Source organism: bacterium endosymbiont of Bathymodiolus sp. 5 South (assembly GCF_900128535.1).
In the GTDB taxonomy this organism is placed as follows: Bacteria; Pseudomonadota; Gammaproteobacteria; order PS1; family Pseudothioglobaceae; genus Thiodubiliella.
The window spans coordinates 1-23717 of record NZ_FQTR01000010.1 but is presented as its reverse complement, the minus strand read 5'-3'; the positions used below and the strand labels follow the sequence as shown (position 1 = coordinate 23717).

General features: G+C 38.7%; 17 protein-coding genes, 1 tRNA gene and 1 pseudogene. 2 read left to right on the top strand and 17 right to left on the bottom strand.

Features of this window, described 5'->3' with window-relative positions; translation table 11 throughout:
• Window positions 1-2 precede the first annotated feature (2 nt).
• Both coaBC and BBROOKSOX_RS02160 read left to right on the top strand, forming a co-directional pair.
• A complete protein-coding gene (coaBC, locus tag BBROOKSOX_RS02165; RefSeq protein WP_139659561.1) occupies window positions 3-1196 on the top strand; it encodes a bifunctional phosphopantothenoylcysteine decarboxylase/phosphopantothenate--cysteine ligase CoaBC in 1194 nt (397 codons plus the stop codon).
• A 342-nt stretch (window positions 1197-1538) separates the two neighbouring features.
• Window positions 1539-3851, top strand: a complete 2313-nt coding sequence (locus BBROOKSOX_RS02160; protein WP_257607731.1) for a DNA internalization-related competence protein ComEC/Rec2 — start codon at window positions 1539-1541, stop codon at window positions 3849-3851.
• On the opposite strand, the gene dnaE is transcribed toward BBROOKSOX_RS02160, so the two are convergent.
• The 17 genes and pseudogenes from dnaE to tuf all read right to left on the bottom strand — a co-directional run.
• A complete protein-coding gene (dnaE, locus tag BBROOKSOX_RS02155; RefSeq protein ID WP_139659550.1) occupies window positions 3848-7327 on the bottom strand; it encodes a DNA polymerase III subunit alpha in 3480 nt (1159 codons plus the stop codon). The genes BBROOKSOX_RS02160 and dnaE overlap by 4 nt on opposite strands.
• A 261-nt stretch (window positions 7328-7588) precedes the next feature.
• Window positions 7589-7903: a hypothetical protein gene (locus tag BBROOKSOX_RS02150; RefSeq protein ID WP_139659549.1), complete on the bottom strand. Its 315-nt coding sequence runs from the start codon at window positions 7901-7903 to the stop codon at window positions 7589-7591.
• An 11-nt stretch (window positions 7904-7914) separates the two neighbouring features.
• Window positions 7915-8778 (bottom strand): sulfur oxidation c-type cytochrome SoxA, encoded by an 864-nt coding sequence (soxA, locus tag BBROOKSOX_RS02145; RefSeq protein WP_010645935.1) that lies wholly within the window; start codon window positions 8776-8778, stop codon window positions 7915-7917.
• A gap of 26 nt (window positions 8779-8804) precedes the next feature.
• On the bottom strand, window positions 8805-9107 hold the full coding sequence (soxZ, locus tag BBROOKSOX_RS02140; protein ID WP_139659548.1) for a thiosulfate oxidation carrier complex protein SoxZ: 303 nt from the start codon (window positions 9105-9107) through the stop codon (window positions 8805-8807).
• 34 nt (window positions 9108-9141) lie between these two features.
• The gene (soxY, locus tag BBROOKSOX_RS02135) at window positions 9142-9585 is read right to left on the bottom strand and encodes a thiosulfate oxidation carrier protein SoxY (protein ID WP_139659547.1); all 444 of its coding nucleotides are present in this window, start codon (window positions 9583-9585) and stop codon (window positions 9142-9144) included.
• Between the two features lie 15 nt (window positions 9586-9600).
• Window positions 9601-10011: a sulfur oxidation c-type cytochrome SoxX gene (gene soxX / locus BBROOKSOX_RS02130; protein WP_139659546.1), complete on the bottom strand. Its 411-nt coding sequence runs from the start codon at window positions 10009-10011 to the stop codon at window positions 9601-9603.
• A 126-nt stretch (window positions 10012-10137) separates the two neighbouring features.
• Complete coding sequence (gene trpE, locus BBROOKSOX_RS02125; protein ID WP_139659545.1) at window positions 10138-11598, bottom strand: anthranilate synthase component I; 1461 nt, start codon at window positions 11596-11598, stop codon at window positions 10138-10140.
• An 81-nt stretch (window positions 11599-11679) separates the two neighbouring features.
• On the bottom strand, window positions 11680-15876 hold the full coding sequence (rpoC, locus tag BBROOKSOX_RS02120; protein ID WP_139659544.1) for a DNA-directed RNA polymerase subunit beta': 4197 nt from the start codon (window positions 15874-15876) through the stop codon (window positions 11680-11682).
• 14 nt (window positions 15877-15890) lie between these two features.
• A complete protein-coding gene (gene rpoB, locus BBROOKSOX_RS02115) occupies window positions 15891-19973 on the bottom strand; it encodes a DNA-directed RNA polymerase subunit beta (protein ID WP_139659543.1) in 4083 nt (1360 codons plus the stop codon).
• 190 nt (window positions 19974-20163) lie between these two features.
• Window positions 20164-20541, bottom strand: a complete 378-nt coding sequence (rplL, locus tag BBROOKSOX_RS02110; RefSeq protein WP_139659542.1) for a 50S ribosomal protein L7/L12 — start codon at window positions 20539-20541, stop codon at window positions 20164-20166.
• Window positions 20542-20569: 28 nt separating this feature from the next.
• On the bottom strand, window positions 20570-21091 hold the full coding sequence (gene rplJ, locus BBROOKSOX_RS02105; protein WP_139659541.1) for a 50S ribosomal protein L10: 522 nt from the start codon (window positions 21089-21091) through the stop codon (window positions 20570-20572).
• 199 nt (window positions 21092-21290) lie between these two features.
• Window positions 21291-21986, bottom strand: a complete 696-nt coding sequence (rplA, locus tag BBROOKSOX_RS02100) for a 50S ribosomal protein L1 (protein WP_139659540.1) — start codon at window positions 21984-21986, stop codon at window positions 21291-21293.
• A gap of 4 nt (window positions 21987-21990) precedes the next feature.
• A complete protein-coding gene (gene rplK, locus BBROOKSOX_RS02095) occupies window positions 21991-22419 on the bottom strand; it encodes a 50S ribosomal protein L11 (RefSeq protein WP_139659539.1) in 429 nt (142 codons plus the stop codon).
• Between the two features lie 67 nt (window positions 22420-22486).
• Window positions 22487-23020 carry a transcription termination/antitermination protein NusG gene (nusG, locus tag BBROOKSOX_RS02090; RefSeq protein WP_139659538.1) on the bottom strand — a complete coding sequence of 178 codons (534 nt, stop codon included), beginning with the start codon at window positions 23018-23020 and terminating at the stop codon, window positions 22487-22489.
• 15 nt (window positions 23021-23035) lie between these two features.
• Window positions 23036-23410 carry a preprotein translocase subunit SecE gene (gene secE / locus BBROOKSOX_RS02085; protein WP_257607730.1) on the bottom strand — a complete coding sequence of 125 codons (375 nt, stop codon included), beginning with the start codon at window positions 23408-23410 and terminating at the stop codon, window positions 23036-23038.
• Between the two features lie 16 nt (window positions 23411-23426).
• Window positions 23427-23502, bottom strand: a tRNA-Trp gene (locus tag BBROOKSOX_RS02080).
• An 89-nt stretch (window positions 23503-23591) separates the two neighbouring features.
• A pseudogene (tuf, locus tag BBROOKSOX_RS02075) lies at window positions 23592-23717 on the bottom strand (elongation factor Tu); the annotation flags it as partial.

Below are 23717 nucleotides of genomic sequence, written 5' to 3'. Positions count from 1 at the left end.
GCATCGCATCGTTAACCAACAAAAATATCCTCTTAGGTGTGAGTGGCTCAATTGCCGCTTACAAGGCACCTGATATTGTGCGTCGCTTGCAAGATTTGGGTGCTGAGGTGCGCGTCATACTCACTCGAGGTGGCTCGCAGTTTATTACTGAATTGTCGTTACAGGTAACCTCGAAAAACAAGGTGCATGATAATCTATGGGATAAGGAAGCCGAACTTGCCATGGGGCATATTGAATTAGCCAAATGGGCGGATGCGATTTTAATTGCACCCGCCAGTGCCAACACTATTGCTAATCTAGCCTCAGGCAAGGCGGATGATTTACTCAGTAGTGTCATCTTGGCAAGCGACTGCCCAATGCTTATTGCCCCTGCTATGAATCAGCAAATGTATGCAGCTAACAGTGTGCAAGCAAACTTAAAGACATTGGCTGAGCATCAAGTTTTAATCCTTGCACCTGAGAGCGGCAAACAGGCCTGTGGCGATATCGGTGAGGGTCGCTTAGCCAAACCCATTGATATTGCTAAGCAAGTTGGAAATATTTTTCAAAACACCAAACTCAGTGGCAAACAAGTCCTAATTACCTTAGGGGCAACCATTGAAGCGATTGACCCTGTTAGATATCTATCCAACCATTCAAGCGGCAAGATGGGTTCAGCACTCGCAGATGCTTGTATTGAAGCTGGGGCACAAGTTACCTTAGTACATGGCAATATCAGCGTTACACTCAATCAAAAAGCACAGATAATATCAGTCATCAGCGCTAAAGAAATGTACCAATCAGTCATGGACAATATTGTGGGGCAAGATATTTTTATTGCTTGCGCTGCGGTGAGCGATTATTCAATCAAAAATATTGCAAAAAATAAAATTAAGAAATCTGAAAAAACACTAATTTTAGAATTGACCCCCACCAAAGATATTTTACAAGAAGTCTGCAAATTAACAAAAAAACCTGTGTGTATTGGCTTTGCTGCAGAGACACAAAATTTAACTGAAAATGCCAAAAACAAGTTAAAAAACAAGGGTTGTGATGCCATTATTTTAAATGATGTTTCCAAGCATGATTTAGGCTTTAAAAGTGATGAAAATGAGGTGTTGATTTTAACCCCAGAAAACAGCATAAAAATTGAAAAAAACAGCAAACAAAAATTGGGTCGAAAAATTATTAAAATACTCAGTGAACAATTTTTATAAGACAAAAAAACCTTGTTAAATCAACACCCAATAGAGTTACCCACAAATGTGTGGATAACTCTGTTAATATCTGCATAAAAACAAGTGAAAACATTGATATATTGGGCTTTCTTATGGTTTTGAATAAAAAACAATCATTTATTTTTTTTAATTAAAAATCAATATGTTATAAAAAAATGTAAAAAATAATTTTGATCAATATGTCATTTTTTTTACTTTTTTTCGATAATGGGGAAAACTTTTTAAGTTTCACGCATTAAATCAGGTGTTTCACAGAATATTAGCGTATTCTAAACTTATGAGGTTGCTAAAAGTTATGATGTCATTTTGTTGCCACTATTTATGCTAATTTACGCCCTTAGTTTCTTACTTGGAATTGGGTTGTTTTCACTCAAAAGTACACTGCAAATAAGCCTTGTGGAATGGGTGGTAATTTTTGCGATATTTTTAACGATTTTCACAACATTTAAACGCCACAAATCGCTAAGTTTAAATTTAGCGATTTTTGTGCTTGGTTTTGCTTGGATGGGGGTCATATCAACACAAGTTTTAAAGGCTCAAATTCAAGATCATTATCTCAATAAACCCATTCTTGTCAGCGGTGAAATTGTTGAATTGCCAGAAAAAACCTCGCGCAGTACAAAATTTATTTTTAAGGCAAGCTCTCCTTTTCAAGGGCGATTAAAATTAGCTTGGCATGGTCATTACAATAATAAAACCAACCCCTCTAAAGTGCCTAACTTGCGTATCGGAGAATCTTGGCAATTACTGCTAAAATTAAAGCACAACAATGGTTACCAAAACCTAAATAGCTTTGATTATGAAAAATGGTTATTCTACAAACGCATTAACGCCACAGGTTATGTGCGTACCTCCTCTGCTAATCAGCGCATTAATACCAATGCCAATACATTCTCAATAGACAGACTTAGACAAGATATTCGCTATTTACTCTCGCCACAGATAGAAAAAAAGACATTTGGTGGTGTGATTAATGCATTAGTGATTGGTGATCGCTCTTTGATTCCTGATAAGCAATGGTCATTATTCAGATCCACTAATACCACGCACCTTAGTGTGATTTCTGGATTACATATTGGGTTGATCTCCGGCTTTATATTCTTACTGGTGCAATTTTTATGGCGTTATTCCTCGCGCTTAAGTATTATGATACCTGCACAGGTTATTGCTGCTTATTTTGGGCTTGTTTCTGCACTTTTATATGCATTGATTTCGGGTTTTTCCACGCCAACAGTTCGTGCCTTTATTATGGCAAGCGTGGTGTTTATCTCAATTATTCTGAGGCGCCATCATACTATTTGGCAGCTCTATGGCGCGGCATTAATATTAGTGCTCATTCATAACCCGTTAAGTGTTCTTAGCATTGGTTTTTGGTTGTCATTTTATGTAGTGGCCATCATTATCTATGGTGCTGGGCAACATCAAGAAAAATCTTGGTTCTATCGCTTAATCTATATACAACTACTCATTAGTTTTTCCTCGTTGCCGCTGACTATTTGGTTTTTTTCTGCTACTTCAATCTTATCGCCAATTGCAAATTTAATTGCCATTCCAGTGTTTAGTTTTATTGCCACTCCACTATCACTAATCGGCACTTTACTGACTTTTAGCGGTCTTACCTATTTATCAGAGATAAGTTTTTCCATTGCCAATCAATCATTGATTTACCTGTCTATTTTGTTGGAACAATTACAACAATTTGATTTCAATCAATGGCATTACACGCAAACCTCGTGGATAGATTTAGCGCTTTTTATCTTACTTGTGTTTGTTGCTATTCTCCCTAAAGCTTTAAAACTTCGTTGGCTGTCTGTCTTTATATTACTGTTAATGATATTGATACCTAACCCTAAAATGAATAACAACTCGGCACTCGTTACTACACTTGATGTCGCTCAAGGATTAGCCACTGTAGTGCAAACCAAAAACCATGTTTTATTATTTGATACTGGTGCAAAATATCCTTCTGGCTTTAATCTTGGAGAGAGTGTCATTACGCCTTATCTTCATGCAAAGCATATTCAATATTTGGATAAGGTTATTATTTCTCATGGCGATAATGACCATATTGGTGGTCTTGATAATATTTTAAAAAATTTTAAGGTAGGTGCAATACTGACCTCAGTACCCAAGAAAATTCAAGCAAAGACTATCCTCTGTCAAAAAGGGCAAAACTGGCAATGGGATGGGGTAATGTTCGAAGTGCTAAATCCTGATAACAATACTCGCTTTCAGGGTAACAATGCCTCTTGTATGCTTAGAATCTCTAATGGAAAATATAGCGTACTACTCACCGGAGATATTGAGAGAGAAACCGAACGCCATCTTGTGCAAAACAATCAAGCAGCACTCAAAAGCACCGTTATGCTTGCACCGCATCATGGTAGCAAAACATCTTCAACACAGACCTTCTTAAATGCAGTATCACCATCATTAATTGTGGTATCCAGTGGTTTTAACAATCGCTTTAAACACCCCGCTAAAACTATTATTAAGCGTTATCAATCCAATGGCATCAAAGTATTAAAAACCGCTTGTTCTGGTCAAATTGATATTTTTCTTAGTGATACAATCAACATCAAGGAATATAGAAAAGACTCTGCGTCTTACTATTTGCGTCAATGCAAGGATTAATTATAACTAATATGACTAGATTGAGTGCCTAACAATGCATTAACTTCGTCAATCAGTTGTTGATTTGGCGTAACCAAATATGCCGCATCTAATAGCGCAAAACCTCTAGATTGTTTAACCTGATAATGTAGTCTAACTGGGCATTGCCCTTGATTTTTCTTGAGTACTGTTGAGAGTTTTTCAAACAACGATGTATGTTGATTATTGAGCACTATCTCAAAGCTTCTGGCATGTTTTTCTTTCACTACATCAATATTTTCAATTTTATCAACGACCAATTGCCAGCCATCTCGATAGTCATCTCTTTCTATTTTTCCAGCAGCCACAACCACTGTATCAGCGACCAAAGCGTCACTCACAGAATGTTTTTCATCTACTTCTGTGCTTAACACTTTGGAAAAAATAACCCCATTCAATGTGGTTTTACTGTCTTCAAGTGTGATTGAGGCCATTAACTTGCCATTTTTGGTGTTTCGATAATAGACATCAGAAAGTAGGCCTAATACTCGCACTTCTTTATTGTTTCTATAGGTTAGTTGACTGGGAAAAGCGGCAGAAATATATTGTAAATCATGCTGATATTCATCAGTTGGATGGTTGTAGAAATAATAGCCCATCACCTTATTTTCAAATTGCAGCGTTTGCCTAAATGAAAAACTCGGCACTGGTAAATAATGCGTTTCATACTCATTACACTCTGAGGCATCGGCAAACAAACCACTTTGCCCGCTTGAATGGTCGTTTTGTCGTTGCTCTGCTTGCCTTACTGCACTTGGATAAGTATTAATCAAAATCGCTCTATCAATTTTAAATCCATCTAGAGCACCACTATAAATTAAGGCTTCCAAGGCACGCTTATTCAGCATTTTCTTTTCTATGCGCATACAAAAATCAAACATGTCTTGATAATGACCCTTCTTTTCACGCTCGGTAACCAAAACTTCCACCAAAGACTCGCCAACACCTTTAATAGCACCCAAACCATAAGTCAGCGTTTTATCATCTTGAATACTAAATTCATACAGTGATTCATTCACACTCGGACCTTTGACAACGAGCCCCATGGCTTGTGTCTCACCAACAGTGAAACTAATCCTATCGGTGTCAGTCATCATCCCTGAAAGCACAGATGCCATGAAAGCAGCAGGATAATGCACCTTAAGCCAAGCGGTTTGATACGACACATAGGCATATGCTACCGAGTGTGACTTGTTAAAGCCATAACCTGAGAATTTATCAATTAAATCAAAAATTTCATTGGCTTTACGCTCATCAATATCATGTTTTGCCGCACCCTTAACAAATACGCTTCGTTGTGCATCCATTTCTTCAGCAATCTTCTTGCCCATTGCCCTGCGCAACAAATCTGCACCACCAAGCGAATAATCTGCCATTACCTGTGCAGACTTCATTACCTGTTCTTGATATAAAAATACGCCATTAGTTGGCTTCAAGATACCTTCTAGCATTGGGTGTGGGTATTTCACTTCCTGCTTGCCGTGTTTGACATTAATGTAATCATCTACCATGCCTGCATCAAGTGGACCTGGACGATACAAGGCCAGCATTGCCACAATGTCTTCAAATGAGTCGGCTTGTAATTTCTTGAGATAACCCCGCATACCTTCTGACTCTAACTGAAAAATACCCGTGGTATCACAACGCTGTAATAAACCATAGACCCCCTTATCATCTAATGACAAAGTATCAATATCAATCAGTGCTTCACTCAGACCCTTAGCATGAACAAGCTTGAGGGTTTTATCAATGACCGTTAAGTTAGACAAACCTAAAAAGTCAAATTTAACCAGTCCAAGTGCTTCGACATCTTTCATGTCAAATTGCGAGACCACGCTATCTTCTGCGCTGGCTTTGTAGATCGGACAAAAATCACTAATTTTACTGGGTGCAATTAACACACCACCTGCATGCGTACCCACATTACGTACCAAACCTTCCAACTGCAAAGATAGATCAATGAGTGTGGTTACGCTTTCCTCAGAATTGTATCGATTTGTTAACTCTTCTGAAAACCATTTGTCTTTATTCTCTTGAGATTCCTCTGCAGAAAAACGACCTAATGCACGCGATAAATTGATCTTCAAATCATTTGGAATAGATTTAGAAATACGGTCACTAAAACCATAAGGATGCCCTAAAACACGCCCCACATCACGCACCACACCCTTAGCTGCCATAGTGCCATAAGTGATAATTTGCGATACTTTTTCAGCGCCATATTTTTTCGATACATACTCAATCACTTCATCACGACGCTCAGTACAAAAATCCACATCAAAATCTGGCATAGAGACACGCTCGGGATTTAAAAAACGCTCAAATAATAATTCATGCTTAATCGGGTCAACATTAGTAATGCCAAGCGCATACGCCACCAATGAACCTGCACCAGAACCACGACCAGGCCCCACAGGTATACCGTTGTCTTTAGACCAACGGATAAAATCAGCAACGATGAGAAAATAACCAGGAAAATCCATTTGTACAATCACTGAGAGTTCAAACGCTAAGCGCTCATCATAAATCTCACGCTCAACTTCTAACCCTTCTAAGCGTTTACTTAATCCTGCCTTGGACTCCTGCGAAAAGAATTCTGCCATACTAAGCCCTTCAGGGACAGGAAAATCTGGCAAATAATTCTTTTTATATAATTCAAAATGTACATTACAGCGCTTAGCAATTTCAACAGTATTAGCAATCACCTCAGGCAAATCAGAGAACAAGGTGTTCATCTCATCGCCAGATTTTAAATATTGCTCTGCACAATAATGTTTTTCTCGTCTTGCATCGTCTAACAAACCACCTTGAGAAATACAAATACGCGCCTCGTGTGCTGCAAATTCATCACTTGCTAAAAACACCACATCATTAGTTGCCACCAAAGGGATATTAAGCTCCAAACCCAATTTAACACAAAGGTGTAGGTGTTGCTCATCTTGCATACGGCTCGTGCGTTGTACGGCTAAATAAAATCTATCTCCAAATGTGGCTTGCCAAATAGCTGCTTTTTCTTTTGCCTTAGGTATTTGATTCTCAATTAGTGCTTGTGCCACATCGCTACGGACAGCTGGTGCAATCAATATCAATCCTTGATTATGCTGAATTAATTGCTCAGCACTAATACTTGCGCCTTCCATCCCCTCGCCTTTTAAATAAGATAAAGAGATTAATTCAGACAAGTTTAAGTAACCTTGTTGGTTTTGACACAAGAGCAATAAAAAAGATTTTTTCCCTTCATTTTCAAGTGCAATTTCAGTGCCAAAAATCGGTTTAATACCAGAACCTTTTGCCGTCTTATAAAGTTTGACAGCGGCAAATAAATTACCATTGTCCGTCAATGAAATTGCACTCATACCTAGCTTCTTAGCCTGATTGACTAATTTTGGTATACGAATCAAACTGTTATCAACAGAGTATTCGCTACGGCATTGAAGATGGACAAATTCAGTAGGCATTTAAATGAATCTTGGTGTGGGTTTTAAAAGTTTTATTTTAATCTTAAAATTAACCCAATCAATGATAAAAATAATTTTAAGATTCAACCCTTAATAAGACATGTTAATGCAATCTAGCTTCAAGTGCTAAAAAGTTTAAAGCCCCTGTATACTTCAAGAAGTGGCAAATTATCATTTCTTACTTTGATAGTTAAAGCCATTGCTTATAGACAAAAAAATACCCCAATAAAGGGGTATTTTTTGTAGATGGTTAGATGCCGTCTAAAAACCCACAGGACCTGCATTAGCCTGATCTCTAGCTTGTTTTTGAGCAAGAATTGCTTGACCTTTGGCTTTATTAGCCAACTTTACACATTTCTTACCGCCAGATTTTTTAGCTTGTTTAATGAATTTTCCTGTATCACGCCATTCAAAACCCACTTTCTTAGCCTTTCTATTCTCAGCACTTGCTACAGAGATTGCACTTTTACATGCACCAGAAAGTTTAACTCCAGAAGCCTCAGGGTTCGCTACCACTGAACCCACTTGGGCGGACAAAGCAAATACAGTTAATGTTATTGATAATAGTTTTCTCATGTTGTTCTCCTTTATTGTCTGTATTCGGTACCAGAAATCTCCATACCATTACTCATCGCAGTATGGAAATATTCTAGATTATCGTATTCTTTCTTATGTCTTTTAAATGGCTTAGCGCGAACCTGTTTATTGCAACCACCATAACGACGCTGAATGGTACCGAAACCATCGCCTTTCTTTTTAGCCCATTTTCCACGCCATACAGGAAAGTGTGTAATATGACCTAACGCTGGTGATAGTGTATCGCCACGAATACGCCGACCTGCAAAATCTACATGACAGTTTGCACAAGAAAGATTGAGCTGACCACGCTTAGCATAGAAGAATTTTTTACCTTCTTTATAAGCCGCCAATGCCTTAGCATCACCTTTTGGAACAATGACATTAATCGTCTGACCTTCAGCAATAGTGGTTAAATAAGCCGACATCCATGCCAACTTACCTTTACCGGTGCCAATTTTCTTCTCGCCATTTTTAACGCGACAATCAACAATAGACTGCTCTAAAGTATCAACCTTACCTTTAGCAGCATTCCATCTTGGAAATTGCGTACGAATAGTTTCATCGCCACCAGAAAAACAACTAGAATAAGTTTTACCATTCTTAAATGCTGTTTTCCATAGTTTCTCACCTTTTTCAACATGATCTTCAAACGGAGGCATCTCCATCACTGCTTCAAACTGCCCCATTTTGTCTTCACTCATTGCGTAAGGGCCTTTAGAAAAGTCATTTAACGACAAGTTAGGGAATTTCTTCTTGAAGTGACCTTGGAAAGCGTCAATGTCAGCCTGAACAACTGGCGACTGTTGCGCCGAAAATACAGCAGTTGAACTTAATAAAGCCGCTGCTGCTATTGTTGTTATAATTTTTTTCATTATTCTCTCCTCAATAAAAAACAGAATTACTTAGACTTTGCAGTCTTAGAGCCTGTTTTACCTTTATTATCCTTATATTTAAGTTCAATTGTATCACCCTTAGCACCTGCAACTTTAAACTTGAAGTATGGATCTTTAGATACCGAACTACCGATATCTGCATCAATTATTTTATTGCCATTATGCAATATAACCATATGATCAATATGATTTGCAGGCACTAACTTACCTTTTTTCTTACGAAAACCAGTTTCCATTGGGTGTTTAATTAGCGCTTTAATACTGATAACGCCTTTTCTAGCTTTTGGCTTTAATTTAATCTTTGCCATAATAATTTCTCCTAATTATAATTAATATATTGAATTAACCGCCGCAGCCGCCAATAGTTACTTTAACTTCTTTCGTTACTTTAGTCGTAGAACCACCTGCAGTCACTAGCGCATCCACTTCTGAGGTTTTGCCCATCTTAATGCGGGTAGAAACAAAGCCAACTGCACCAGACAAGTTAAATGAAGCCGCCAATGGCGTGCTATTTTCTTGTACCAAGAAAGAAATATTAGTGACATCGCTCATCTTAGAAGCATTGACTTCCATGGGTACCTTTGCGCCATTCTCAGCAATCTTAGGGGCTTTGAATTTAAAGGAACCTTTGCCTGCACTTGTGGCATTTGATACTGCTGTATTTGACAAGCCTTTGAATTTAGCTGAAGCAGCAAAAACTGTTGACGGTGTTAGCAAGCCTGCACCTACTGCCGTTGCAACTGCAGAACCTGCCATTGCACTTTTTAAAAATAATCTTCTTTCCATTTTAACTCTCCTTGTTTATAGTGAATGAATAAAATCTGTCACTGAATCAACTTGCTTTTCAGTTAAAATTTTATGCTTGCCCATGGGTGGCATTAAAGAATTTGGATTCTTAACGGTTGCATCCCAAATTTGCGCTCTCAAAACTGCTCTATTTGGAAACCTTGCTTTCATTGCAATAAGTGGTGGTGCAACATTACCCGGCTGCGTACCGCCCTGAATGTTATGACAACCCAAGCAATTACCGTGACTTCTGCTAAATGCAGGGGCACAGCCTTCAATATTCTTGGAATATGCTTGTTGACACAATTTTGCCGCCTTCTTTAGTGATTTCGCTTCTTTCTTACCTGCGTAAGAAGGGGTTACAAGAATTGCGATACTCACTGCTGCGGATAATACTAATGTAGAAAAATGTTTGTTTTTAATCATTTTCTCTCCTCTTTATTTAAAAAATAAAAACCTTTAGCTGGCTTTATAGGACACCAACTGGGTAGCAATAATACCTATATTGTCAACGAATGCAAGACTATCATTAAAGCATAATATTACGATATATTAAACTCGTTCAGCAGCCTTAATAAGTGCACGCGCCTTATGCATGGTTTCATCCCACTCAGATTGTGGGACTGAATCATATACAACACCTGCGCCTGCTTGAACATAGAGTTTTTTATCCTTAATGACTGCAGTGCGAATGGCAATTGCCATATCCATGCAACCGTGCCAAGAAAGATAACCAATCGCACCTGAATAAATATTGCGTTTAAGTGGCTCAACCTCATTGATAATTTCCATCGCACGGATCTTAGGCGCACCACTCAGTGTGCCTGCTGGAAAAGTAGCCCTCAGCACATCAATCGCACTCATGCCATCTTGCAAACTACATTCAACATTTGACACAATATGCATCACATGTGAATAGCGTTCAATTGACATTTTATCGGTTAATTTCACACTGCCTATTTTGGCAATTCGACCCAAATCATTTCTACCTAAATCAATGAGCATTAAATGCTCAGCAATTTCTTTTTCATCTGCCAATAAATCTTTTTCCAGCGCTAAATCTTCTGCTTCATTGCTACCACGCTTGCGTGTCCCTGCCAAAGGTCTTACTGTGGCGGTGTTGTTGGCGTCAAAACGCGTGAGAATTTCAGGTGATGAACCGACAATTGCACTGTCACCTAAATTAAGGTAATACATGTAAGGTGATGGATTTAAAAGACGCAATTGGCGATATAACTCCACAGGTGGCGCGCTGAATTTGCTACTCAATCGTTGTGATGGCACGACTTGCATCACATCGCCTGCAACAATATATTGTTGAATTTTTTCAACCGTAACTTTATAATTATCCTCACCGAAACTTGAGACAAAATCTTGCTCTGTTAAATTATCTGATTGATACTGTTCACACTTGTATGGCGCTTGGATTTTGTTTGAAATCTCATCTAATCGCACTTGTGCATCTTCATAGTTTTGCGTATCTGGATTAATATGAGTAATGATAAATACTTGATTCAAAACATTATCAAATACCACCAAATCATCAGAGACCATTAACAAAATATCAGGCATACCCAATTCATCTGGTTGGCTAATTTTGGCTAATTTTGGCTCAATATAACGAATGATTTCATAACCAAAATAACCAACCAATCCACCATTAAAATCTGGTAATTCGTCAATCTTTGGTACTTTGTACTGACTTAAATACGCTTCAACCCACATCAATGGGTCATCCACCTTATTTGACTCAAGCAACTCACCTTGATACTCAATATGTACATCGTAATCAAAGACTTTAATAACGGTTTTCGCATGCAAACCAATCATTGAATAACGACCCCATTTCTCTCCACCTTCAACCGATTCAAAAAGATAAGAATAAGGATTATTAGCGAGTTTCAAATACAAATCTAGTGCTGTATTTTCATTGGTATCAATCGAAATAGTTTTATAAACAGGAATATGGTTATATCCATCAGCTACAGTTTTATCAAAACTTGTTTTATTCATAAGCGTATTTTATATTAAAAATAAAAAAAGCCATGCTAACTTACATTAGCATGGCTTTTTTTGTTGAGCTAATAATAACTGCTACTCTTCAGTGGATGCTTGTGTCTTTGCATCTGCTTCACTCAATTCAGCTGAAAGTTGCGCCTCTGCTTCTGCAGTTTGCATGGTATTTTCTGTGCGACGCGCCCTACGCTCCTGATGATAAACAAAGCCTGTACCTGCTGGAATTAAACGACCAACAATCACATTTTCCTTAAGACCTAGTAAATTATCAACACGACCTGTCGTTGACGCCTCAGTTAAGACACGCGTTGTCTCTTGGAATGATGCTGCAGAAATAAATGACTCAGTTGCTAATGATGCCTTAGTAATACCCATTAGTAATCTTTGATAAACCACCAGGTCTTTGCCTTGTGCTGCTAATTGTCTATTCATATCTACCACACGAGCATACTCAGCTGTTTCTCCATTGACTAAGTTAGAATCACCTATGTCAAGCACTTCTACCTTGCGTAACATTTGCTTAACAATCACTTCAATATGCTTATCAGAAATATTAACACCTTGTAGACGGTAAACATTCTGCACCTCTCTAACCACATAATTCGCCAGTGCTTCTACACCTAATAAACGCAAAATGTCATGTGGGTTTGACGGTCCATCAGAGATCACATCACCCTTTTCAACAGTCTCGCCATCAAACACATTAATTTGACGCCATTTATGAATCATCATCTCAGTGGCTTCGCCTTCTTGTGAAGTAATTATCAAGCGCTCCTTAGACTTGGTCGGATTACCAAAACTAATAATACCGCTGACTTCTGCCAAAATTGAATGGTCTTTTGCTTTGCGTGCTTCAAACAAATCTGCAACACGAGGCAGTCCACCCGTAATATCACTGGTCTTGGATTGGTCTTTAGGAATCTTCGCTAAAACTTCACCTGCTGTAATGACCTGATTATCTTCTAAATTAATCTTAACTTCTGATGGTAAGTAGTGTGTTGATAATACAATCTCAGAATCTTTTGCCTCAACGACTTTAATCATCGGCTTCAAGCCTTTCGCTGCTGCTGAGCGTTCCCCTTCATCAATCATTTCGAAGAAAACAAGTCCCGTTAATGGATCTGTGTTTTTATTGACCGTTATGCCTTCAACAAAGTCAACAAAAATCACACGACCTGCTTGCTCAGAAATAATGGGATGCGTATGTGGGTCCCAGTCTGCAATCTTGTCTTTTGCCTTAACTTTACCTCCATCTTTAACATGAGCAATGGCACCATAAGGAATCTTATATCGCTCAACCTCTTGACCTTTGGCATTACGAATGGTAACTTCAGTAGAACGAGAAATAACCACTAAATCGCCACTCACATTGGTGATTGATTTAAGACTTTCAAAATGTGCGATACCGTCATTATCAACATTGATACTACTCACTGCTGTGGATGCAGATGCTGCACCACCAATGTGGAAAGTACGCATGGTTAACTGTGTGCCCGGCTCACCAATTGACTGTGCTGCAATCACACCAACCGCTTCACCAACACCAATCTTGTGACCTCGTGCCATATCATTACCATAACAGGAAGCACACACGCCATAACGCGCATCACAAGTAATAGTAGAGCGCGCCTTAATAGACTCCACGCCCATTTTATTAATCTTGTCTGAATCCTCTAAGGTTACCAAGTGACCCTTAGGTAATAATATTTCCTTTGAATCCGGCACCATAACATCTTCAGCCATGACGCGACCTAATACTGCCTTGCCTAAGGTCTGTACAATATTACCACCCTCAATGATTGCTTTCATCATCAAACCATTTTCTGTACCACAATCTTCTTCATTCACCACCAAGTCTTGTGCAACATCAACCAAACGACGCGTCAAGTAACCTGAGTTCGCTGTTTTAAGTGCTGTATCAGCCAAACCTTTACGCGCACCGTGTGTTGAAATAAAGTATTGCATATTATTCAAGCCTTCACGGAAGTTTGAAGTGATCGGTGTTTCAATAATTGAACCGTCTGGTTTTGCCATTAGACCACGCATACCTGCTAACTGGCGCATCTGTGCAGGAGAACCACGCGCACCAGAATCAGCCATCATATAAACCGAGTTAAACGATGGCAATTTTTGAATCTTACCCTCACTGTCTTCAAAATCTTCAAAACCGATTTCGTCCATCATTGCTTTTGCAACAGTTTCAGAAGTTCGTGACCAAATATCAATCACCTTGTTATAACGCTCACCATCAGTTACCACACCTTGTGCGTACTGCTTCTGAACCTCTTTAACTTGTGTATTGGCTTCATCAATCATGACCGCCTTACTATCAGGAATGGTCATATCGTTTGAACAAAATGAAATACCTGACTTGGTTGAGTATTGAAAGCCCATATACATCATTTGGTCAGCAAAGACGACTGTGTCTTTTAATTCTTGTGTTTGATAACAAACATGAATTAAGTTTGACACAACTTTCTTACTAATCGCTTTGTTAATCAAATCAAATGACAATCCAGCTGGCAAAATTCTTGAGAAAATCGCACGACCTACCGTGGTATCAACAATACGCTTAGCGGTTGGCTGGTATTTACCATCAACTTTTTTATAATCTTGAATGCGTAATTTAATTTTGGCGTGCAAAGAAGTGGCGCCTGATTCATGAGCATTTAATGCTTCAATGGCATTGGCAAAAATCATGCCTTCACCTTTTTGATTGATCATATCGCGCGTCATATAATAAAGACCCAAAATTACATCCTGTGAAGGTACGATAATTGGCTCACCACTTGCAAGGTGTAAAACATTGTTAGAGGCCAACATTAGCGTTCTTGCTTCTAGTTGTGCTTCTTCAGATAAAGGCACATGTACCGCCATTTGGTCACCATCAAAGTCAGCGTTAAATGCACCACAAACCAGTGGATGCAATTGAATTGCCTTGCCTTCAATTAGTAAGGGTTCAAACGCTTGAATACCTAAACGGTGTAATGTTGGCGCACGGTTAAGCATCACCGGATGTTGGTGTACAACTCTTTCTAAAATATCCCACACTTCTGGTGTTTCTGCTTCTACCATTTTCTTCGCAGCTTTAATGGTTGAGGCTAAATTTTGTGATTGCAGGCGGTTATAAATAAACGGCTTGAATAATTCTAGCGCCATTTTCTTTGGTAATCCGCATTGGTGCAATTTAAGGTATGGACCACAAACAATCACTGAACGACCTGAATAGTCAACACGCTTACCAAGTAAGTTCTGACGGAAACGACCTTGCTTACCTTTAATCATATCGGCAATTGATTTAAGCGGGCGACGGTTATTACCCATTACCGCACGACCACGACGACCGTTATCAATCAGTGAATCAACCGCTTCTTGCAACATACGCTTTTCGTTACGCACAATAATTTCAGGGGCATCCAACTCTAATAATCGTGCTAAACGATTATTACGATTAATAACACGACGGTATAAATCATTCAAATCAGACGTCGCAAAACGACCGCCATCTAGCGGTACTAATGGACGCAGGTCTGGTGGCAGAATTGGCAAGACATTAAGCACCATCCACTCAGGCTTGTTGCCTGATTGAATCAAAGAATCAACCAACTTCAAACGCTTGTTATACTTCTTAAGCTTAGTCTGGCTTTTGGTGTTAAGGCTATCTTCACGAAGGTTTGCCGCTTCTTTTTCAAGTTGCATTTCTTTTAGAATGTCTTGGATGGCTTCTGCACCCATTTTTGCTTCAAACTCATCATCGCCATATTCATCAAGCGCATCATAATACATTTCTTCCGTTAATAGCTGTTTGTGTATTAATGGTGTTGAACCTGGATCTGTGACTAAGAATGCCTCAAAATATAAAACACGCTCAATATCTTTTAATGTCATATCCATCAATAGTCCAAGACGCGATGGTAAGGATTTTAAATACCAAATATGGGCGACTGGCGCCGCTAAGTTGATATGCCCCATGCGTTCACGACGCACCTTTGATAGGGTTACTTCAACACCACATTTTTCACAAACAACATTGCGAAATTTCATACGCTTGTATTTACCACACAAGCATTCAAAGTCTTTCATTGGACCGAAAACTTTAGCACAAAACAAGCCTTCTCTTTCGGGTTTAAAAGTACGGTAGTTAATGGTTTCAGGTTTTTTTACCTCACCATACGACCACGAACGAATCTTCTCAGGAGAAGCCAAGCCAACTCTGATGGCATCAAAATCTTGCTCTTTATTTTGCTGTTTTAAAATTTGTAATAAATCTTTCATATTTATACTCCTAATTAGTGTTGTTCAAGTTCAACATCAATACCCAATGAACGAATTTCTTTAACCAATACATTAAAGGATTCTGGCATGGCTGACTCAGTCAAATTCACCCCGTCAACAATACTCTTATACATCTTCGCACGACCAGTAACATCGTCCGACTTAACGGTTAACATTTCACGCAATGTGTGTGCTGCACCGTAAGCTTCTAATGCCCAAACTTCCATCTCACCAAAACGCTGACCACCAAATTGTGCTTTACCGCTAAGTGGTTGTTGTGTTACTAATGAATAAGGTCCTGTTGAGCGTGCGTGCATCTTGTCGTCAACTAAATGATTAAGTTTTAACATATGCATATAACCAACCGTTATTGGACGGTCAAATGCTTCGCCTGTGCGACCATCATAAAGTTGTTCTTGACCAGATTCTGGTAAATCAGCCAACTTTAATAATGATTTAATGTCTGCTTCTTTAATACCATCAAATACCGGCGTTGCCATTGGCACACCTGCGCGTAAGTTGTTCGCCAATTCAATAATTTCTTCATCATTAAAGCTGTTTAAATCCTCTGTCTTACCATGAGAATTATAAACCTTATCTAAAAAGACTCTAATTTCCTTGACCATTTCAGTGCGTTTTTCATCCAACATCACAGCAATCTTATGACCTAAGCCTTTAGCTGCATAACCCAAGTGGACTTCTAGTACCTGTCCAACATTCATTCGAGAGGGTACACCCAGTGGATTAAGCACGACATCAATAGTAGAACCATCTGCTAAATAAGGCATATCTTCCACCGGAGATACGCGTGAAATAACACCCTTATTACCATGACGACCCGCCATCTTATCACCCACTTGGAGTGTTTTACGCGTTGCCACATAAACCTTAACCATCTTCATAACACCCGGTGGTAATTCTGCATCTTCGTTAATCTTGGCGCGTTCATTTTCAAAGAAAGTATCAAATTCAACTTGTTTCGCTTTAGCTTGTTTAACCAATGCTGCGATTTCTTTATTCACAGCGGCATCTTTTACTTTAAGCTTTGCAAACTCTTCATTGGTTAAAGGTTTCATATTTTTAGCACTGAGTTTCTCGCCTACCTTAATGCTAGCAACAGTTTTTGTTACTTCATTACCTGAAAGCTTGAGACGAATACGACGCAAGATATCTCCATCAATAATACCAAACTCATCGTCAATATCTTTTCTGATTTTCGCCAGTCTATTTTCATCAATACTTTTTGCTCTTGCATCCTTTTCAACGCTATCACGAGTAAAGACTTGTACATCAATAACCACACCAGATTTTGATGCACCAATACGCAATGAAGAGTCTTTAACATTGTTGGCCTTTTCACCAAAGATGGCACGCAATAATTTCTCTTCTGGAGACAGTACGGTTTCACTCTTAGGTGTTACTTTACCCACTAAGATATCACCGCCCTTAACACGAGCACCCACATAAACCACACCAACTTCATCAAGTTTAGCCAGTGCAGATTCACTAACATTTGGAATATCAGCCGTAATTTCCTCAGGACCTAAAGTAGTGTCACGCGCATAAGAAGTTAGCTCTTCAATATGAATTGTAGTGTAGCGGTCTTCTTGTATAACACGCTCAGAAATTAAAATTGAATCTTCAAAATTATAGCCATTCCATGGCATAAAGGCGATTTTCATATTTTGCCCCAATGCCAATTCACCTAAATCTGTTGAAGGTCCATCCGCCAAAACATCACCTGCTTCTATTTTATCGCCAGCTTTAACCAAAGGTTTTTGATTAATACAAGTATTCTGATTAGAACGTGCGTATTTTGTAAGGTTGTAAATATCAACCCCTAATTCACTAACTTTAGTCTGTTTAGAATCAACACGAATAACGATACGAGAAGCATCAACCACTTCAACCACACCACTATGTTTGGCAGTCACACAAACACGAGAATCCGTTGCTACAACACGCTCAATACCAGTACCCACTAAAGGCTTTTCAGCACGAAGTGTTGGTACCGCTTGGCGTTGCATATTTGAACCCATTAACGCACGGTTCGCATCATCGTGTTCTAAGAACGGGATCAACGATGCTGCCACTGATGCAATTTGCTTAGAATCAATATCAATTAAAGTGACATCTTCAGAATTTACCAAAACAAATTCATTCTTATGACGACAAGAAATTAAATCACCCGTCAACTTGCCTTTTGTATCAACATTGGCATTTGCCTGTGCAATGGTATGCGCAATCTCATCAATCGCAGAAACATAAATAATCTCCTCAGTCACCTTGCCACTCTTAACCACTTGATATGGCGTCTCTAAGAAGCCGTAATTATTCGTCTTAGCATAAACTGCCAGCGTATTAATCAAACCAATATTTGGACCTTCTGGTGTTTCAATGGGGCATAGACGGCCATAATGTGATGGATGAACATCACGCACTTCAAAACCAGCACGCTCACGCGTCAAACCACCAGGACCTAAAGCAGAAATACGACGCTTGTGTGTGACACCTGATAATGGATTAACTTGGTCCATAAATTGGGATAACTGAGAAGAACCAAAAAACTCTTTAACCGCAGCTGACACTGGATTAGAATTAATCAAATCTTGTGGTGTTAATTCATCTGTTTCAGCCAAGTTCAAACCTTCTTTAACTGCCTTTTCAACGCGTACTAAACCAATTCTAAATTGGTTTTCAATCATTTCACCGATTGCTCTCACGCGTCTATTTGCAAGCGTATCAACATCATCAACAGAATCCTCGCCATCTTTAATGTTAATCAGTAATTTAACAACATTCAGAATGTCTTCGTTCATTAATACATGTTCGCCTGTTTCAGATTCAATACCCAAACGACGATTAAGTTTCATACGACCGACCTTAGAAAGGTCGTAGCGTTCATTCTTAAAGAATAGATTGTTAAACAATAAATTAACCGCATCTTCCGTTGCTGGTTCACCTGGGCGCATCACATGATAAATAGACATGCGTGCTTCAATTTCAGTTTGTGTCTCATCTAAACGCAAAGTATCAGAAATATAAGCACCTGTCTCAGATTCATTAATATATAGGATTTCCAGTTTCTTAATCTTGTTGGCTATGATTAATTCTAATACTTCTTCGCTAATAACTGTATTAGCAATGATTAGAATTTCACCTGTTGCTTTATCAATAACATCTTGCGAAACAACCTTATCTAATAAATACTCAAGTGGCGTGTTGATTGACTTTACACCTGCTTTTTCTAAGATTTTTACATGCTTAGTTGTAATACGACGACCTTTTTCAATAACAACATCTTTACCCGACTTAATATCAAATTCAGCAATTGTGCCGCGTAATTTAATAGGAGACAAACTCACATCGCAAGACTTTGCTTTAAGCGTAACATTAAGTTTCTCAAAAAAAGTATCTAGAATTGTACCTGAATCAAGCCCCATTGCACGCAATAATGTCGTTGCTGGTAATTTACGACGACGGTCAATTCGCACATATAAATGCTCGTGATGGTCAAATTCAAAATCCAACCATGAACCACGGTAAGGAATAATACGAGATGAGAATAAAATCTTACCTGAAGAGTGTGTTTTGCCTTTATCGTGTTCAAAAATAACACCAGGGGAGCGATGCAATTGAGAGACGACAACACGCTCAGTACCATTAATAACAAAAGTACCTGTGTCAGTCATCAATGGCAATTGACCCAAATAAACATCTTCTTCAATAACTTGCTTAATTTTGCGTTTCTTTTTTAAAGTTGAACCATTCTTATCAAATAAAACTAAATTTAGTTTAACACGCAGTATTGAAGCAAAAGTAGTGCCGCGTAATTTACACTCTTCGACATTAAATTTTGGCTCTTGTAGCACATAATCCACATATTCAATTTCTGCATAACCGTTATTCGCTGTAATTGGAAAGACAGATTGAAAAACCGCATGCAAGCCAACATCTGCTTTTTCTTCTTTGCCTGCTTGAATAAAACCATTGAACGATTCAATCTGGATAGCCAGTAAATCTGGTTCCGTTAAAATTGATTCTCTTGAACCGAAATTATTTCTAATTCGCTTTTTTTCAGTAAATGAATAAGCCATAGTACCTCGCATTATTTAATCTTACAATTTAAAAAAGACAATCTATTAAGAAAGCCTCTAAGAGGTCAAAAAAAACCTCTTTTAATAATAGGGTCAACCTATAAACCTTTATAGGCTGATAATGCACTCAATAAGAGTGCAAAAACACCAAAATCCCCTCACGGGGATTCTGGGTTTTTCGTAAAACTAATTATTTAAGTTCTACGCTAGCACCAGCTTCTTCAAGCTGCTTTTTGATGTCCTCAGCTTCTGCTTTAGACGCGCCTTCTTTAATGGCAGCAGGTGCTGACTCAACCATATCTTTAGCCTCTTTAAGACCAAGACTAGTGATACCACGCACTGCTTTAATAACAGCAACTTTCTTCTCACCAAAACTAGTCAACATTACATCAAACTCGTCTTTTTCTTCTACCGCTGCGCCCGCATCTGCCACTACTGCAACTGGTGCTGCCGCTGCTGCTGCCGATACACCAAACTTTTCTTCCATTGCTGAAACCAGTTCAACAACATCCATTACTGACATATCAGCAATTGCACTTAAAATATCTTCATTGGTTAATTTAGCCATGATATTTACTCCTTTTTATTTATATTTATTATTGTTTTTGTTGTGTCATTGCTGAAACCACTCGAGTCACTTGGCCAGGAATGTCATTTAGACTTCTTGCTAGTTTTTCAACTGGTGCCAACATCAATGCCATAACCAAACTAATCGCTTGGTCTTTAGTTGGCAAGTCTGCAATGCGCTTAAGTTCACTTGCTTCTACAAAATCACCTGAAACACCCAGACCCTTAACAACTAAATCTTCGTTTTCCTTAACGAAATCTTTGAATACTCGTGCTACCGCACCTGGATCTTCTTGTGAAAAACCAAGAACTACCGGTCCGCTCAACACCGGCATTACACACTCACATGCCGTATTCTCTAACGCTCTTTTTGCCAAGGTATTCTTTACAACGCGTAAAGAAACATCGGCATCCATTGCACTAGCGCGTAGATTAGTCATTTGCTCAACTGTTAACCCGCGATACTCAGCTACGCCAACAGAAATACTACCCTTTGCGAGTGCATTTACTTGCTTAACAACAACTTTTTTTGCTTCAAGATTTAGAGCCATTTTGTCTCTCTCCTAAACAGTTTAAAAAAGAAAGTTATAATATTTTATAACTTTCGCCCTAGAGTATTCTCATACCCTCTACATAGGCTGAGCGTGTTACCGCTCACTTAAACAAACACTCCAGGAGGAATATCTACACCTATGGTCTTTGAGGTCATAGAATAACTCTAAGACCTAAAAGAATTTTTTTTAGTCTAAACTAAATATCTACTGAGGCTAAATCAACACTTAGACCTGGACCCATCGTTGATGAAACGCTCATTTTTTTAAAATAAATACCCTTAGCCGAACTGGGTTTGGCTTTTTTCAATGCGTCCATTAAAGCAGTAATATTTTCAGCTAATGCATCTGCAGTAAATGAAGCCCTACCAATACCCGCATGAATAATCGCCGCTTTGTCAGTACGATAACGCACCTGACCTGCTTTTGCATTATTAACTGCAGTAGCAACATCTGGTGTGACTGTACCGACTTTAGGATTAGGCATCAAACCACGAGGACCTAATATTTGACCGAGACGACCAACAACACCCATTGCATCTGGGGAAGCAATCACAACATCGTAGTTAAGGTCACCATCTTGCATTGATTTCATTAAATCTTCCATACCAACAACATCAGCACCTGCTACTTTGGCTTTTTCTACATTGTCACCCTGCGTAAATACCGCAACACGCACTGATTTTCCAGTACCGTTTGGTAAAACTACTGCGCCGCGTACATTTTGGTCAGATTTATTGGCATCAACGCCAAGGTTAACACTTACATCAATAGACTCATCAAATTTTGCTGTTGAACACTCTTTTAATAATGTTAACGCTTCAATCATTGCATAACGCTTATCAGCTTCAATTTTTGAAGCTGTATTTTTTTGTTTTTTTGTTAATTTAGCCATTGTCTCAACCCTCCACTTCAACACCCATTGAACGGGCTGTACCAGCAATAATACTGACTGCCGCATCCATATCATTTGCATTCAAATCTTTCATTTTAATAGTTGCAACTTCTTCTAATTGTGCACGAGTAATCTTGCCAACTTTATCAGTATGTGGCACACCGCTGCCTTTTTTAATGCCTGTTACTTTTAAAATTAACAATGCTGCTGGCGGTGTCTTGGTAATAAAGGTAAAACTACGATCACTATAAACTGTGATAACCACCGGCACCTTCATACCTTTATCAATGTCTTGTGTTGAAGCGTTAAATGCCTTACAGAAATCCATAATATTCACACCATGTTGACCTAATGCTGGGCCTACTGGAGGTGATGGATTGGCCTCTTGTGCTGGAATCTGCAGCTTAATATAGGATTCAATTTTTTTAGCCATTTTTCTTTCCTTGAGGGTTTTTCCTCATTTTGGGTGCAAGCGCCGTGTTAAGGGCTCCCCTGTTAAACTAAGTCTTCTGTACTTGAGAAAACTCTAATTCTACTGGTGTAGTGCGTCCAAAAATCAACACCTCTACTTTCAGTAAATTCTTTTCATAGTCAACTGATTCAACCGTACCGTTAAACTCATTAAATGGACCATCAATAACCAAAATTTCTTCACCTGGTTGATAAGCAACCTTGGGTTTAGGTTTGTCAGCACCTTCTTGCACGCGTGCCATAATCTTATCAACTTCACGCTGTGTAATTGGTGATGGCTTACCCGAAGACCCGCCAATAAATCCAATCACATTGTTGGTATTTTTTACCAATAACCAACTTGGCTCAGTTAACTCCATATTAATTAACATGTAACCTGGGAAAAATTTACGCTCAGCTGTTTTCTTCTGTCCATCTTTTAACTCTACCACTTTCTCAGTTGGAATCATAACATCGCCAAGTAAGTCTGATAGACCTTCTCTATCAATTGCCTCTTCAATTGCGGTCTTTACTTTTGCTTCATAACCGCTCCTCGCGTGGAGTACATACCATCTTTTAGACATCTTTAAAAACCTCTTTTAATTTGTTAACAATTGCACAGCCCAGGTAAAGAATGCATCAACAATCCACAAGAAAATAGCAACGATAACAACCGCTACCATAATCATGCCGGTTGTCTTAATAGTTTCATCCTTTGTCGGCCAAACAACTTTGCGTAATTCAATTTTCGTTTCTTTTAAAAACGTATTAAATCGGATGCCCTGTGGAGATTTAAAAAATACAAACCCTGCTAATACTAAACCCGCTAGCAAAACTAACACCTTATAAAGTGTTACCTGTAATTCTAACGGATCTAGATAGAAAAGCGCAAGAAAACCCACTACAATTAGAAGTGATACAATCATCCCTATTGATGATTCTGATTTAACTTGATTCTCTACATTCTTACTCACATTACATCCTTTAATATGGCAGGCAAGGAGGGACTCGAACCCCCAACCAACGGTTTTGGAGACCGCCACTCTACCAATTGAGCCACTTGCCTAAATTTAAAAAAAATGCCTCTACCATTCTTATGGACTGCTAAAGGTATTTTTTATAAGACTCAAAATCGAGCCGCTTATTTTTTATTTCTTAATCCGTCACCTTAGAAACAACACCCGCACCAACAGTGCGTCCACCTTCTCTAATAGCAAATCGCAAACCTTCTTCCATAGCGATTGGAGACAGAAGCTCTACTTCCATTTTCACATTATCACC